Source organism: Dysgonomonas sp. Marseille-P4361 (assembly GCF_900343125.1).
GTDB lineage: Bacteria > Bacteroidota > Bacteroidia > Bacteroidales > Dysgonomonadaceae > Dysgonomonas.
The window spans coordinates 68137-81878 of the sequence record NZ_OPYL01000006.1; the positions used below are offsets into that span (position 1 = coordinate 68137).

The 13742-nt window shown below is 37.6% G+C and carries 14 protein-coding genes; 6 read left to right on the top strand and 8 right to left on the bottom strand.

Annotated elements, in window-relative coordinates; all coding sequences use genetic code 11:
• Positions 1-33: 33 nt before the first annotated feature.
• From DHU68_RS11555 to DHU68_RS11565, 3 genes are all read right to left on the bottom strand, one after another.
• Positions 34-1911: an ABC-F family ATP-binding cassette domain-containing protein gene (locus DHU68_RS11555; RefSeq protein WP_108823147.1), complete on the bottom strand. Its 1878-nt coding sequence runs from the start codon at positions 1909-1911 to the stop codon at positions 34-36.
• A gap of 91 nt (positions 1912-2002) precedes the next feature.
• Positions 2003-2704 carry an LrgB family protein gene (locus DHU68_RS11560; RefSeq protein WP_108823148.1) on the bottom strand — a complete coding sequence of 234 codons (702 nt, stop codon included), beginning with the start codon at positions 2702-2704 and terminating at the stop codon, positions 2003-2005.
• Entirely contained in the window at positions 2701-3042 is a 342-nt protein-coding gene (locus tag DHU68_RS11565; protein ID WP_185117512.1) for a CidA/LrgA family protein, read from the bottom strand. Before DHU68_RS11565 ends, DHU68_RS11560 begins: the two co-directional genes overlap by 4 nt.
• Positions 3043-3234: 192 nt before the next feature.
• On the opposite strand from DHU68_RS11565, the gene DHU68_RS11570 reads away from it, so the two are divergent.
• Positions 3235-3726, top strand: coding sequence for an outer membrane protein (locus DHU68_RS11570; RefSeq protein ID WP_108823149.1), 492 nt, complete (start codon positions 3235-3237; stop codon positions 3724-3726).
• A gap of 54 nt (positions 3727-3780) precedes the next feature.
• Here the strand turns inward: DHU68_RS11570 and DHU68_RS11575 are convergent, their stop codons facing one another.
• The 5 genes from DHU68_RS11575 to DHU68_RS11595 form a co-directional block, all read right to left on the bottom strand.
• On the bottom strand, positions 3781-4590 hold the full coding sequence (locus DHU68_RS11575) for a UDP-2,3-diacylglucosamine diphosphatase (RefSeq protein ID WP_108823150.1): 810 nt from the start codon (positions 4588-4590) through the stop codon (positions 3781-3783).
• 15 nt (positions 4591-4605) lie between these two features.
• Positions 4606-4920: a metal-sulfur cluster assembly factor gene (locus DHU68_RS11580; RefSeq protein ID WP_108823151.1), complete on the bottom strand. Its 315-nt coding sequence runs from the start codon at positions 4918-4920 to the stop codon at positions 4606-4608.
• 110 nt (positions 4921-5030) lie between these two features.
• Positions 5031-5729, bottom strand: coding sequence for a DNA repair protein RadC (gene radC / locus DHU68_RS11585; RefSeq protein ID WP_108823152.1), 699 nt, complete (start codon positions 5727-5729; stop codon positions 5031-5033).
• A gap of 58 nt (positions 5730-5787) precedes the next feature.
• Positions 5788-6354 (bottom strand): elongation factor P, encoded by a 567-nt coding sequence (gene efp, locus DHU68_RS11590; RefSeq protein WP_108823153.1) that lies wholly within the window; start codon positions 6352-6354, stop codon positions 5788-5790.
• A gap of 54 nt (positions 6355-6408) precedes the next feature.
• Positions 6409-8556, bottom strand: a complete 2148-nt coding sequence (locus tag DHU68_RS11595; protein ID WP_108823154.1) for a M3 family metallopeptidase — start codon at positions 8554-8556, stop codon at positions 6409-6411.
• A gap of 153 nt (positions 8557-8709) precedes the next feature.
• Between DHU68_RS11595 and DHU68_RS11600 the strand changes: the two genes are divergently transcribed.
• From DHU68_RS11600 to hemH, 5 genes are all read left to right on the top strand, one after another.
• A complete protein-coding gene (locus DHU68_RS11600; protein WP_160111126.1) occupies positions 8710-9120 on the top strand; it encodes a hypothetical protein in 411 nt (136 codons plus the stop codon).
• A 1-nt stretch (position 9121) separates the two neighbouring features.
• The gene (locus DHU68_RS11605) at positions 9122-9571 is read left to right on the top strand and encodes a YhcH/YjgK/YiaL family protein (protein ID WP_108823156.1); all 450 of its coding nucleotides are present in this window, start codon (positions 9122-9124) and stop codon (positions 9569-9571) included.
• A gap of 20 nt (positions 9572-9591) precedes the next feature.
• Positions 9592-11598 carry an alpha amylase C-terminal domain-containing protein gene (locus DHU68_RS11610; RefSeq protein WP_108823157.1) on the top strand — a complete coding sequence of 669 codons (2007 nt, stop codon included), beginning with the start codon at positions 9592-9594 and terminating at the stop codon, positions 11596-11598.
• 118 nt (positions 11599-11716) lie between these two features.
• Positions 11717-12691 carry a type I phosphomannose isomerase catalytic subunit gene (locus tag DHU68_RS11615; RefSeq protein WP_108823158.1) on the top strand — a complete coding sequence of 325 codons (975 nt, stop codon included), beginning with the start codon at positions 11717-11719 and terminating at the stop codon, positions 12689-12691.
• 91 nt (positions 12692-12782) lie between these two features.
• Positions 12783-13742, top strand: coding sequence for a ferrochelatase (gene hemH, locus DHU68_RS11620; RefSeq protein WP_108823159.1), 960 nt, complete (start codon positions 12783-12785; stop codon positions 13740-13742).

Sequence of the window (13742 nt, forward strand, 5' to 3'; positions counted from 1 at the left end):
AGAATCAAAAAAAGTATAGAGAGGATGTATAGTTTATATTAGTTCGCTAAGTTCCATCCATCTCAATGTCTTCTCGTCTATTTCATCTATCAGTTCGCTAATGCGGTTCGATTTGCTGATTAATTCGTCAGAAGATAAAGTCCCGCTTGACATCTCTACCTCCAAGTTGTTTTTCTCTTCTTCTAGTTTTGGAATTAACTCGTCCAGCTCTTCAAACTCACGTTTTTCTTTGAAGGACAATTTCTTCTTTTCTTGAGGTTTTGTTGGAACTATAGGTTGTTTCTCTTCTTTGGGTTTAGATGCTTGTTGTTTCTCTTTTTCCAAAGAGTCCTGGATTTCTTTCCACTCTCTGTATTGTGTATAGTTGCCTGGGAAATCTTTTATTCGCGCATCCCCTTGGAAGGCTAAGAGGTGGTCAACCGTTTTGTCCATAAAGTAACGGTCGTGCGATACGACTATAACGCAACCTTTGAACTGTTGTAGGTATTCCTCTAAAATATTTAATGTAACGATATCCAAATCATTTGTCGGCTCATCAAGAACTAAGAAGTTCGGATTGGCTATGAGTACCGTACAGAGGTAGAGACGACGCCTTTCTCCTCCCGAAAGTTTATAGACAAAGCTGTGCTGTTTTTCGGGTGCAAATAGAAAATGCTGTAGGAATTGCGAAGCGGTTAGTTTGCTCCCATTCCCTAAGTCGATGACCTCTGCTATGTTTTGTACTACATCGATCACTTTCATTTGGTCGTCGAACTTAAGTCCATCCTGACTGTAATAACCAAATTTTACAGTTTCGCCTATGTCGAATTCACCTTTATCGGGAGCAACTTCTCCCATCAGCATTTTTATAAAAGTAGATTTTCCTGTCCCGTTGTTGCCAACAATTCCAAGCTTCTCGTAGCGGGCAAATATATAGTTGAAGTCTTCAAGAATCTTGATATCATCAAAAGATTTGTAGATATGCTTCGCTTCGAATATTTTGTTGCCAATATACGAGCCTTTCATCTGTAGTTGTACATTGCCTGCATCTCTCGCTTGTTGTGCTTTCTTTTCCAAGTCGTAAAAAGCATCGATGCGAGATTTTGCTTTTGTCCCTCTGGCTTGTGGCTGACGGCGCATCCAATCCAACTCTTTGCGGAGAAGGTTGTTGGCTCTATCTATTTCTGAGTTTTGGGCACTGACTCTTTCGTCTCTTTTTTCAAGATAGTAAGAGTAGTTCCCTTTGTATCTGTATAATTGTTGCTGATCTATTTCTATGATCTCGTTGCATACTCGGTCTAAGAAATAGCGGTCGTGAGTAACCATCAAAAGACTTAGTCTTGATTGTTGTAGGTGTCCTTCGAGCCATTCTACCATATCCAGATCGAGGTGGTTAGTAGGCTCGTCGAGAATAATAAGATCCGGCTCTGTAATTAAGACGTTTGCCAGAGCAACACGTTTTAATTGACCTCCTGATAATTCGCCGATTTTCTGATCAAAGTTCTTGATCTTTAACTGAGCCAAGATTTGCTTAGCTTTATGTTCGTAGTCCCATGCTTGCAGTATATCCATTCGTTGAAGGATATTTTCTAAGCCTGACTGGTCCTTAGAATTTATAACCTGTTCGTATTCGGCTATCAGATCAGTTATCTCATTTCCCGAATGGAAGCAGGCTTGAAGGACTGTAAGATTCTCGGGATATATAGGATCTTGCTCTAGATAGGCAATACGCAAGTCTTTGCGAAATACGACTGAACCACTATCGTGAGGTTCTTTTCCTACAAGTATGTTCAAAAGGGTTGTTTTTCCTGATCCGTTTTTAGCGATTAGACCTATACGTTCTCCTTCGGCTATGCCAAATGATATATCCTTGAATAAGACAAGGTCGCCAAAACTCTTGGTAAGAAGATCTACTTGTAGTATTGATGCCATATAAATTGTTTTACGCAAAGGTAGTCAAATGCTGCCATTTTTAGAATTCTTCTAATATGAATCTTCTTCAATATAGCAGTAAGGCTTTTCTTTATGATGCTAAACCGAATAATTGGTGGATGATTGGGATTAAAAGAGCTGTCATAACCCCCATCAGTCCTATAGCTAGTCCACTAAGTGCCCCTTCTATCATTCCCATTTCCATAGCTTTTGCTGTACCTATACCATGTGCCGAAGCTCCCATCGCCAAACCTTTGGCTACACTGCTTTTTATACCTAATAAACGTAGTACCGGCGGACCAATGATGCTGCCGAAAATACCACAGAATAAAACAATTATTGCTGTTAATGAAACATTGCCTCCTGACTGTTGAGATATACTCATAGCTATTGGAGATGTTACTGATTTTGGTTCCAGGCTGTAAATGAGAACTTCATCTGCCCCGGTAATTCGGGCAAGGATGATGACGCTTAGAATTCCTACTATACTTCCTATGAAGATTGAGGTAAGAATAGATAAAACATTGCCTTTTAGATAATCCAACTGTTCGTATAGTACATATCCCAAGGCGACAACAGAAGGTCCGAGCATAAAGCTTACAAATCGGCTCCCCTCATCAAAGGTTTCGTAGCTTATGTCTGCTATCTTAAGAAAAACTATAATAATACCGATTGCTATAATAAGAGGATGCAATAGAGGTATTCTTGTCTTCTTGAATATCCATTGACCTAATAGATAGCTTCCGAAGATGAGCAGTAATATAAATTCTGTAGACTCAAATAAAGCTTTCATTTTTTATTGCCCTCCATCTTTTGTTGAATTAAAGCTACTACCGCAATAACTAATACAGTGCTGATGGAGCATACGATAAGTATAGACATCCAGAATTGGCTGATAAGTCCGTAAGAGCCTAGAAGCCCGGCTCCGGCTGGAATAAAGAAAATAGCCATATTGCGAGTGAACGCAGTTGCTACATCTTTTACTTTGTCTGAATCAAAAATTTTGAAGTAGAGAGAGAGAAAAAGCAGAATCATTCCTATAATATTTCCGGGAATGAAGCCTTTTATAAAAAAACTGATAGCCTCTCCCAAAAAATAAAATAGAAGAATGATAAAGACACCTTTTATCATTTTCATATTAATAACCATCTAATTAACTCAGGGGCAAAGGTACTATTAGTTATCGGTATTTGTTTAGGAGAGAGCTTTTTTTGAAAGTTAATTTTATTATTCATGAACTTTATTATACTTTTGCGGTTATAGATTTAAAGAATGTTAAGTTCATTCGTCTATAATTTTTTTATTAACATAAATTTTTTAAGTATGAAAAAAGTAATTTTAGCTGTTTTATTAGCTGTTTTTTCTTTAGGACTACACGCACAATCAGGGCTTGGTAAAGGTGAAAAAGCCGCAGTTTTCCAAGCAGGTTATCAATCAGATCCAGGTCGTTTTATGATTGGAGTAGAAGGACGTTACAATATTGCGAACAATTTTCGTTTAGCTCCAGATGTAATGTTGATGTTCCCTAAAAATAAAGTATTAGGATTCGATGCTAACGTAAACTTCCACTATGTATTTCCTCTAGAATCTCAGCTTAATATTTATCCTTTAGCTGGTTTGTCTATGCTAAACAATCGTTATACAGGAGATCTTCCTGATGGAGTAGGTAAAGGTGCTACAGATTGGGGATTTAACTTAGGAGGAGGCTTTGAATACAATCTTAGCAGCTCTAGTTTCTTAAATCTTGAAATGAAATATACTTTCAGTGATTTAGATCACTTTACAGTAGGTTTCGGTTACGGAATAAGATTCTAATAAATAGAGAATCAATATATGAAAAGAGCCGCTTAGTTATAAGCGGCTCTTTTTTTATTCTTCAAATATTTCGAGGGTAAAATTCTCTCCATCAAATACGCCATAGGAGAAATAGTCTATCCAATCTCCTAATATGACAATGCGTGAACTTGCTGAAAGCATCAAATCTAACATAATGTGGCGGTGACCAAAAACAAAGTAATTGATGTTTGGTGCAGTTTTGAGCTGTTGCTTGGCAAACAGTACCAGATGTTCTTTATCTTCGCCAAAATAAGGAGGATTCTCATGAGCAGTGCGGTTATGGTTTGACCACCATTGAGCAAATCCTACAGTCCAGCGAGGATGTATGGCTGCGTAAGGAATACGACAAAGTTTGCTGTGAAATATACTTCTCAATAACTTGAAAGATATAGATTCATCTCCTAGACCATCTCCATGAGCCAAGAAAAACTTCTTGCCACTAAAGTCGCGGACAAGAGGTCCTAAGTGAACTGTCATGCCGCACTCTTTTTGTAGGTAATCGGTAACCCAAATATCATGATTGCCAATGAAGAAGTGTACTTCTATCCCAGAATCTGTTATTTCTGCTATTTTCCCTAATACACGAACAAAACCGCGCGGAACCACATTTTTGTATTCGAACCAGTAATCGAAAATATCACCAAGCAAATAGATGGCTTCGGCATCTTGTTTCGCCATGTCAAGCCAACGGCAAAGTTTTCTTTCAACATCATGTTGAGGGTACACCTCGCTTTTATTCATCTTGATGTTAGGAAGAGCAATTACCTGATGCTTATCGATGTTTTTTTTATGATATGCAGAACCAAGATGCACATCTGAAAGAAAATAGATTTTTTTCCCCACTTCAAATACTTTAGTTTAAAGGAATCCTAATTCGAGTTTAGCTTCTTCGCTAAGCATATCTTTGTTCCATTCAGGTTCGAATGTAAGATTTACGATTACATTATTTACTCCGGGTACAGATTCAACTTTGTATCTTACATCTTCCATAATGAAGTCAGCTGCCGGACAGTTAGGGGCAGTCAATGTCATTGTTATGGTTACATTTTTCTCATCATCGACATCGATCTCGTAAATAAGACCAAGGTCGAATATATTAACAGGTATTTCGGGATCGTATACCGTTTTTATCATGGTTACGATCTTACCTTCCAATTCTAATAAATCACTCATAATTATAATTCTAATCGTTTACGGACTATAACAATAATATGGGTCTGTTAGTTTTGATAACATATCATATTATTGCTGCAAAAATAGTGAAAAAAGATGAATCGGGCTTGCTATAGTCGACCTTTATCCAAATAGCTATAATATGAGTCGTCGCAGATAATAAGATGATCGAGCAATTTTACATCCATAATCTCACCGGCTTCTTTCATTTTTAGCGTTATTTGGTCATCTTCTCTGCTTGGATTGGTGTTGCCCGAAGGGTGATTGTGACAAAGAATTATTGCAGAGGATAAGGATTCAATCGCTTCTTTCATTATCATTCGTATGTCGATAACGGTACCGGCAATACCTCCTTTGCTGAGTTGTATTTTCTTTATAACTCTATTGGCTTTATTGAGTAGAAGAAGCCAAACTTCTTCGTGTTTTAAATCTGCTAGTATAGGATGGAATAGTTGATAAACATCATCACTGGATGTTATTTGTGGCTGTGTTGCAATCTCGGATAACTTTCGTCGCCGTCCTAGTTCTAATGCAGCAGCGATGGTTATGGCTTTCGCTTCTCCAATTCCATTGAAGTTTTTTATCAGGTGCTTGATGTCTAGTTTGCCTAGAGTATTTAAGTTGTTCGAAACGCTGTGTAATATCCGTTGAGCTAGTTCTACTGCGGTTTCTTTTTTGTTGCCCGAACCGATAAGTATTCCTAGTAGTTCTGCATCAGATAGAGCAGTAACTCCTTTTAAGAGCATTTTCTCTCTTGGGCGATCTTCTATAGCCCAATCTTTGATGTTTAGTTTTAGTTTGTTTTCCATAAAAAAAAGAGGTATACCCAAAGATATACCTCTTTTATGATATATAGAAAAGTTTTAATTAGCTTTTCACTCTTTCCACATACGAACCGTCAGCTGTGTTGATCTTCACTTTGTCACCTTCGTTGATGAAAAGAGGAACACGTACTTCAGCTCCAGTTTCTACTGTCGCAGGTTTCAATGTGTTAGTAGCAGTGTCGCCTTTAATACCTGGTTCGGTATACGTAATCTCTAGTATTACGTTTTGAGGCATTTCTGCAGTTAGGATCGTTTCTGTTTCAGCGTGTACTTGTACTTCAACCATGTCGCCTTCTTTAAGGAAAGCTACACCTGAGATCGTTTCTCCAGGGATAGAAACTTGTTCGAAAGTTTCAGTATTCATGAAGTTGTATCCCATATCATCCTGATAAAGGTATTGGTAAGGGCGTCTTTCGATACGAACTTCGTCTAGTTTTACACCCGCATTGAATGTTCTTTCAAGGATACGGCCAGTTGTTACACTTCTCATTTTTGTGCGAACAAAAGCCGCACCTTTTCCTGGTTTAACGTGTAGAAATTCTACGATAACGAAGTATTGTCCATCTATGTCGATGCACATCCCGTTTCTTATATCTGCAGTAGTTGCCATTGTATTTTCTGTTTTATTGGTTAATTTTTAGAATTGCAAAGATAATAAAACTACTTATTTTACAAAACCTCTGTTTTTTAGTAGATAAATAGGATTAGGCTCTGCTCCTCTAAATTTCTTATAAAGAGTCATTGGTTCATCTGTGCCTCCTTTAGAAAGAACATTTTCGCGGAAAGCTTTAGCTGTCTCTTGATCGAAGATGTTTCCTTTTTCTACAAAAGCTTGGTATGCATCCGAGTCCAGAACTTCTGACCATAGGTAGCTATAGTATCCTGAAGAATAACCACCACTAAATACATGTTGGAAGTAAGTACTCTTATATCTTGGGATAATTTCTGAAATTAAACCTATTTGGTTCATTGCATCAGCCTCAAATTTGTTTACGTCAAGTTGTTTAAGGCTTTCTGTGCTTTTAGGGTCAAAGTTTTGAGAAGACGACATTGTATACCATTTCATGTCAAGAATAGCAGCAGCAACAAGCTCAGTAGTCATAAACCCTTGGTTGAAGTAACCTGCGTTCTGTATTTTTTTGATAAGCTCTTCAGGTATAACTTCGCCTGTTTCGTAATGTTTCGCATATTCTTTTAATACTTCAGGTTCGAACGCCCAATGTTCCATAACCTGAGATGGAAGCTCTACGAAGTCGCGAGCAACAGAAGTGCCTGAAAGACCGTAGTAAGTACATTTAGAAAGAAGACCGTGAAGACCATGCCCAAACTCGTGGAACATAGTTTCTACTTGGTCTAATGTTAGTAGAGCTGGCTTTCCGTTGGCAGGAGGGTTATAGTTTCCTACATTATAGATTAGCGGATGTACAAATTCGCCGTTAAATACTTCTTGTTTGCGGAAGCTGCTCATCCATGCTCCCGGGCGTTTTCCTGCACGCGCAAAGTCGTCGAAATAGATGATCCCGATAAGAGAACCATCTGCATCATTTACCTCATATGCTTTTACATCTTGTTGATATACAGGGATGTCTGTTCTTTGTTTAAAGGTGATGCCGTATAGTTTGTTTGCTACAGTGAAGACTCCGTTGCGTACATTATCTGCTTGGAAGTATGGTTTTAGAGCTTCTTCGTCAAGAGCATATTTCTCTTTACGTAGCTTTTCAGCATAATACCACCAGTCCCAAGATTCAATTTTGATATTGTGACCTTCTTTTTTTGCTATAGCTTGTAATTCATCACGCTCCTTTTTTGCCTGAGGTAGTGCATAGCTCCATATGTTGTTAAGAAGGCTCATCACATTCTCAGGAGTTTTAGCCATTGTTTCTTCTAGTACATAATCAGCGTGGGTCTTATAGCCAAGAAGATTCGCTTTTTCAAGTCTTAGAGCAACAATCTTTTTGATGTTCTCTTTGTTGTCGTATTCATTGTCGTTGTTTGCACGCATGTACATCGCTTTGTAAAGTTTTTCGCGCAAATCACGATTGTCAGCATACTGTAAGAATGGCTCCCAACTAGTTTTCCCTAGACCAAATAACCATTTGCCTTCCATTTTGTTATCTTTAGCGGCTTTAGCTGCTGCTGCGATCACATCTTCAGGCAGACCGGAAAGGTCTTCTTTTTTGTCAATTATCAGTTGGTAGTTGTCTGTCTCTTTCAATAAGTTTTGGTTGAAAGCTAAAGACGCTGAGCTTAATTCTTTATTGATCTCACGAAGACGAGCTTGTTTTGCTTCGTCAAGTAAAATACCAGAACGCACAAATCCTTTGTATGTTTCTTTTAGAAGTATTTTTTGCTCAGTTGTAAGGTTCGCTACACTTGCACTGTCATCATGAACCTGCTTGATACGATCGAATAGAGCAACGTTGAAGTTGATATTGTCGTAATGCTCTGTGCGTTTAGGTGTGATTTCTTTTTCTATTGCTTGGAATGTAGAGTCGGACATAGTGCCGGTCATAACAGATAATACAGCACCCACTTTTCCCATCATACGTCCCGAGTGATCTAAAGCTACAATTGTGTTCTCGAAAGTAGGAGCCTCGTTGTTGTTTACTATAGCTTCTATTTCGGCATTATGAATCTTCATTGCTTCTTCATAAGCAGGAAGAAAATGCTCAGCTTTTATAATGTCGAATGGAGGAACTCCATTAGGCGTATTGAATTCAGCCAAAAGCGGATTGTCTGAATTCTTATTGCTTGTATTGTCACAAGAATAAATCATGATAAATAAACTTAAAACAAGTAGAAACTTCTTCATATACTATTATTTATAAAATATTGGTTTTTGTGCAAAAATAGATAAAATTATGTGAGGCTGAAACTAATTGCCAGTGGGAGGGAGGAAAAAATGAAGAAATTAACTAAAAAGTGGATTAAATTCATTAAACTTGTAAAAGCTAACTACAGAAAAATGAATAAAATATTAAAAAGGAAATCTTTTGTATATTTGATTTTACTCGTATGTGTCGCAGCTTTTGTTAGCTGTGCAGGCGATGTCGATAGCCAATTAAAGAAGATAGCCAAAGAGGCGAATGCTGAATGTCCGAAAATGTTGGATGAGTGGACTCGATTAGATAGTTGTGCAGCACATCCGAATAAGAATTACAGTTATTATCATACAGTAGTAAATGAAGGATTGATTCTCGATGCTGATAAGTTTAAGGCAAGTTTTAAGCCTATAATCATAAGTATTATAAGAACTAATCCGGCAATGAAATATCTTCGGGAAAATGAAGTAACGTTGCGCTATTACTATACCGACGAAGTAAATAAAAATCAAACAACAATTGTGGTAACTCCTGAGGAGTATAAAAATAACTGATATGATTCTGGATAGCTTAAGCAATGCTGAGAAATACTACGAATTGCATCCTTTGTTTAAGGATGCTTTTGATTATATAAAATCGACAAACTTTAAAGATGCGTCACTTGGAAAAATAGAGTTGAAGGGAGATGATCTGTTTGCTATTATTAGTGATAGTGATATGAGAACTCAGGCGGAAGCTCCTATCGAAGTGCATAATGAATATATTGATATACAACTTCCCGTCAGTTGTACTGAGGTCTTTGGATGGAAATTCAGAGCCGAACTTGTGCAAGAAGATGAGGTGTTTGACCCAAAAAGAGACATTCAATTTTTTAAGGATGAATATACCTCGTTGATTTCAGTCGCTCCGGGAAATTTTGTTGTCTTTTTTCCACAGGATGGACATGCGCCATGTATCGGAAACGGAACAGTGAGAAAAGTTGTAATCAAAATAAGGAAGAAATAAAATCACTATAATCTATTACTATGCTTAAATTAATAAAAAACGATCCTTGGTTGAAACCTTATGCAGATGCAATAGAAGGAAGGTATAATTATGCAATAAAGAAAGAAAAAGAATTAACCAATGATGGAGAAAAAACTCTTTCTGAGTTTGCCTCAGGTTATTTATATTTTGGTTTGCATAAGACGAGTAAGTCGTGGGTGTTTCGTGAATGGGCACCTAATGCTACAGCCATATATATGGTCGGTGATTTTAATGGTTGGCAACGAACGGAAGAATTTAAACTGTATCCAATCGATAATGGAGAATGGGAATTGAAAGTTCCTTTGAAGAAAATTAAACATGGTGATTTATATAAGCTCAACGTTATCTGGGATGGAGGAGAAGGAGAGCGTATCCCAGCATGGGCTACTCGTGTGGTACAGGACTCAAATACTCATATATTCAGTGCTCAGGTTTGGGAGCCGGATGAGCCATACCAATTTAAGAAGAAAACGTTTAAACCCAAGACAGATCCTCTGTTGATATATGAGTGTCATATCGGGATGGCTGTGGAGGAAGAACGTGTGGGAACATATGAAGAATTTCGTGTGAATATTCTTCCTCGTATCAAAGAAGATGGGTATAATGCGATTCAAATAATGGCTATACAGGAGCATCCTTACTATGGATCTTTTGGATACCATGTTTCCAGCTTTTTTGCTCCATCTTCGCGCTTTGGTACACCTGATGAGTTAAAACATCTGATTGACGATGCTCATGCTTTAGGATTGACGGTTATAATGGATATTGTTCATTCGCATGCAGTGAAAAATGAGTTGGAAGGATTAGGTCGATTTGACGGATCTTACTCTCAATATTTTCATGAAGGCGAAAGAAGAGAGCATCCGGCATGGGATTCTTTGAACTTTAATTATGGACGTGATGAAGTCTTGCACTTCTTGCTGTCGAATTGTAAATATTGGCTCGAAGAATTTAAATTCGACGGTTTTCGTTTCGATGGAGTAACGTCTATGATCTATTATAGTCATGGACTAGGAGATAGTTTTACGGGTTATGCTGATTACTACAATGGTAATGAAGATGGTGATGCAATTGCTTATCTGACATTGGCTAATAAACTAATTCATGAAGTGAAGTCTCAAGCAATCACGATTGCTGAAGAAGTGAGTGGTATGCCTGGACTTGCAGCTAAAATAAAAGACGGAGGTTACGGGTTCGATTATCGTATGGCAATGAATATCCCTGACTATTGGATAAAAATAATAAAAGAGAGAAGGGATGAGGATTGGCATCCTAGCGGTATTTTCTGGGAATTGACGAATCGCCGTGAAGATGAAAAAACAATCTCTTATGCTGAAAGCCACGATCAAGCTTTGGTAGGAGATAAAACAATTGTATTCCGTCTGATAGATGCTGATATGTATTGGTATATGTCGAAGCATTATGGTAGTTCTTATGCTACAGAACGAGGAATCGCTTTGCATAAGATGATACGATTAGCTACAGTCTCAACTATAAATGGAGGATATCTAAACTTTATGGGGAATGAATTTGGACACCCCGAATGGGTAGATTTTCCTCGCGAAGGGAATGGTTGGTCTTATATTTATGCCCGCAGACAGTGGTGGCTTGCAGATAATAAAGATTTGAAATATCACTATTTGGGTGATTTTGATCGGGATATGTTAGGATTGATTTCCTCTGTGAAACATTTTGAGAAAACCCCTGTTGTAAAACTGTGGGATAAAGATGACGATCAGATCTTGGCTTATCAGCGGGGGGATTTAATATTTGTATTCAATTTTAGCCCTAATAAATCATTTACAGATTACGGTTTTCTTGCGCCTCAAGGGAAATACAAAGTAGTTCTGAATTCGGATGACGCCGCATATGGAGGAAATGCATTGGTTGACAATTCTGTTGAGCATTTTACCCAAGAAGATAAGCTATATGCTAAAGACGGGAAAGGCTGGTTGAAGCTATATATTCCAGCGCGTATAGCATTCGTGTTGAAAAAAGAAGATTAGTCTTTGTTAAAATGAGTTTTTCAATTGCTTCGTTTATCGTTAGGATGACAGTAAGCTGAAAATTTTTGATTATTTTTGCATCATAATTTTCTATTTAATAAAGTAAAATATAAATAAAATGAATTTATATCCATTAAAGTTTAAACCCATCCTAAAGTCTATTATTTGGGGAGGGAACGATATATGTAAGTTTAAAGGGATTACACCCGAAGAAGAAGGAGTTGGAGAGAGCTGGGAAATATCAAGTGTTGAAGGAAATGTTTCTGTTGTAGCTAACGGAGAATTGGAGAATAAGGACCTGACTGATGTTATCGCTACTTATAAAGAACAGCTTTTGGGAAAGAAAAATTTTGAAACTTTCGGAACAACATTCCCTTTGCTGATTAAATTTATAGATGCTCGTGATAATTTATCAATACAAGTACATCCGGATGATGAATTGGCTAAGAAAAGACATAATTCGTTTGGTAAAACAGAAATGTGGTATGTGATAAATGCTGCACCCGGAGCATTTCTTTATTCAGGCTTCGAGAAGCAAATGACTCCAGAATCGTATGTCGAAAGCATAGAAAACAATACATTTGTAGACTTTCTGGCTAAACACGATGTGAAAAAAGGAGATGTTTTCTTCCTTCCTGCAGGTCGTGTGCATGCTATAGGTGCTGGTACATTTATAGCCGAAATACAACAAACATCGAATATTACATATCGTATCTATGACTATAATCGTACAGATGCGAATGGGAATCCGCGTGAATTGCATACAGAGTTAGCGAAAGATGCAATTGATTTTAAGTTGTATGATGATTATCAAACATCTTATGAAAGAAAAGAGAATCAACCGGTAGAATTGAAGTCGTGCCGTTACTTCACTACTAATCTGTTAGAGCTGACAAAAGGTGTAACAAGAGATTATTCTGCTATCGACTCTTTTGTGGCTTATATCTGCATGGGTGGCTCATGTAACATAAGAGATAATAAAGGGAACGATTTACATATCAAACAAGGAGAAACTGTTCTTATCCCCGCAGATACCGAAAATGTATTTATAGCGCCGGAGGGTGATGTGTTACTTCTTGAAACATATGTGTGAATTGAGGGGAAAATAGAAATTTAATCTAAATATAACGGAACCACCAATTTCTTTTTATGAATAGAATTTGGTGGTGTTCGTTTCTTTAACGATGAGGGGAGTTTTATTAGTAAACACAGGAAGTCCAAAAACAAACGAGAGGGCAGATGTTCGATTCTTTATCGAATCTATGCTTTCTGATCCTTATGTGATGACTGTAGCGGACTGGTTTCGTCCCATATTGGTGAAAGGAATAATAGGTCCGTTTCGTCAATTTGGCTCGGCTAATCATTATAGAATGATATGGGGAGAAGGGAAATACGACTCTCCGTTGTTGGTACAGGCAAGACTTTTGGCTCAGAAACTTGAAGCTCTTACCGATATGCCGGTAGAAGTCGCAATGAGGTATGGAGAACCTAGTGTACAATTGGCATTGGAACGTTTGATGGCGAAAAACGATCGTTTGCACGAAGTGGTTGTATTGCCATTATTTCCTCAATATGCAGAATCATCTTATAAGACTGCACTAGACGAGGTGGCTAATGTCTTTATGAAACGTCCTTATCCTTTCAGAATAAAATTTATTGAGCCATACTTTGATGATCCCGAATATATAAAATCATTAGCTACTAGTATTCGCCCTTATCTACAAGAGGGATTTGATAAGCTTGTCTTTACTTTCCATAGTCTACCTCTTTCGCATGTAGAAGCCGGCTGGAACAAAGGGAAGGAGTTCGATTATGTATTTCAGACCAAAGAAACGATTCGTCTTTTGTTGAAAGAGCTAAATGTCGATGTCAAGAGAACAAGATTGGTTTACCATTCAGCTATGGGTAGTAAATGGTTGACTCCATCGTTGGATGAAACTATTAAGGAGTTAGCAGAAGAAGGACTAGGTAAAGTTGTAGTTGTAGCCCCTGGTTTTGCAGCAGACAACTTAGAAACCCTATACGATATAAATATTGTAGCAAAAGAGTTATTTCTGAAAAAAGGAGGAAAGAATTTCTCTTTTGTGCCTTGTTTAAATAGTGAAGACTATTGGGTAGAATCTGTCGCAAAAATAGTGTCTTAA

What these genes read in the sequence shown, in the direction of transcription:
- DHU68_RS11555 (WP_108823147.1), bottom strand. Translation starts at nt 1,911, where the DNA reads ATGGCATCAATACTACAAGTAGATCTTCTTACCAAGAGTTTTGGCGAC.
- DHU68_RS11560 (WP_108823148.1), bottom strand. Translation starts at nt 2,704, where the DNA reads ATGAAAGCTTTATTTGAGTCTACAGAATTTATATTACTGCTCATCTTC.
- DHU68_RS11565 (WP_185117512.1), bottom strand. Translation starts at nt 3,042, where the DNA reads ATGATAAAAGGTGTCTTTATCATTCTTCTATTTTATTTTTTGGGAGAG.
- DHU68_RS11570 (WP_108823149.1), top strand. Translation starts at nt 3,235, where the DNA reads ATGAAAAAAGTAATTTTAGCTGTTTTATTAGCTGTTTTTTCTTTAGGA.
- DHU68_RS11580 (WP_108823151.1), bottom strand. Translation starts at nt 4,920, where the DNA reads ATGAGTGATTTATTAGAATTGGAAGGTAAGATCGTAACCATGATAAAA.
- radC (WP_108823152.1), bottom strand. Translation starts at nt 5,729, where the DNA reads ATGGAAAACAAACTAAAACTAAACATCAAAGATTGGGCTATAGAAGAT.
- efp (WP_108823153.1), bottom strand. Translation starts at nt 6,354, where the DNA reads ATGGCAACTACTGCAGATATAAGAAACGGGATGTGCATCGACATAGAT.
- DHU68_RS11595 (WP_108823154.1), bottom strand. Translation starts at nt 8,556, where the DNA reads ATGAAGAAGTTTCTACTTGTTTTAAGTTTATTTATCATGATTTATTCT.
- DHU68_RS11600 (WP_160111126.1), top strand. Translation starts at nt 8,710, where the DNA reads ATGAATAAAATATTAAAAAGGAAATCTTTTGTATATTTGATTTTACTC.
- DHU68_RS11605 (WP_108823156.1), top strand. Translation starts at nt 9,122, where the DNA reads ATGATTCTGGATAGCTTAAGCAATGCTGAGAAATACTACGAATTGCAT.
- DHU68_RS11610 (WP_108823157.1), top strand. Translation starts at nt 9,592, where the DNA reads ATGCTTAAATTAATAAAAAACGATCCTTGGTTGAAACCTTATGCAGAT.
- DHU68_RS11615 (WP_108823158.1), top strand. Translation starts at nt 11,717, where the DNA reads ATGAATTTATATCCATTAAAGTTTAAACCCATCCTAAAGTCTATTATT.
- hemH (WP_108823159.1), top strand. Translation starts at nt 12,783, where the DNA reads ATGAGGGGAGTTTTATTAGTAAACACAGGAAGTCCAAAAACAAACGAG.